Genomic DNA, 621 nt, shown 5'->3' with positions numbered 1-621 from the left:
CGCCCTACCCGACTCCAGTCATCCAAAGTGAGATCCACGCCAATCCGCCCGGCAATCGCCTTGAGGTGAATCACCGCGTTGGTGGAGCCGCCAATCGCGGCATTGGTGCGAATGGCGTTATCGAAGGCTTCCTTGGTGAGGATTTTGGATAGCCGTAGGTCTTCGTTAACCATCTCGACTATCCGGTTACCGGAGAGATGGGCGAGCACGTAGCGGCGGGAGTCGACTGCCGGGATCGCCGCGTTGTGGGGGAGTGAAGTGCCCAACGACTCGGCCATACAGGCCATGGTAGACGCCGTGCCCATGGTGTTGCAGGTGCCCGCCGAGCGGGACATGCCGGCTTCGGCGGCCATAAAGTCGTGGAGGGATATTTCCCCCGCTTTGACCTGTTCGGAGAGCTTCCACACCACGGTGCCGGAACCAATATCCTTGCCCTTGTGCTTGCCATTGAGCATCGGCCCACCGGTCACCACGATGGTGGGAATATCGCAGCTCGCCGCGCCCATCAGCAGCGCCGGGGTGGTTTTGTCGCAGCCCACCAGCAGCACTACCGCATCAATCGGGTTGCCGCGAATCGCCTCTTCCACGTCCATGCTCGCCAGGTTGCGGGTAAACATGGCG

General features: G+C 61.5%; 1 protein-coding gene. It reads right to left on the bottom strand.

Annotation, left to right across the window (positions count from 1 at the left end):
* Nucleotides 1–621 (bottom strand): dihydroxy-acid dehydratase domain-containing protein (locus tag KUC_RS08815; RefSeq protein WP_244264778.1); only part of this gene is annotated, 621 nt, incomplete at both ends.

The organism is Vreelandella boliviensis LC1 (assembly GCF_000236035.1).
In the GTDB taxonomy this organism is placed as follows: domain Bacteria; phylum Pseudomonadota; class Gammaproteobacteria; order Pseudomonadales; family Halomonadaceae; genus Vreelandella; species Vreelandella boliviensis.
The sequence above is the reverse complement of the archived record's forward strand: the minus strand, read 5'-3'. Positions and strand labels throughout refer to the sequence as shown.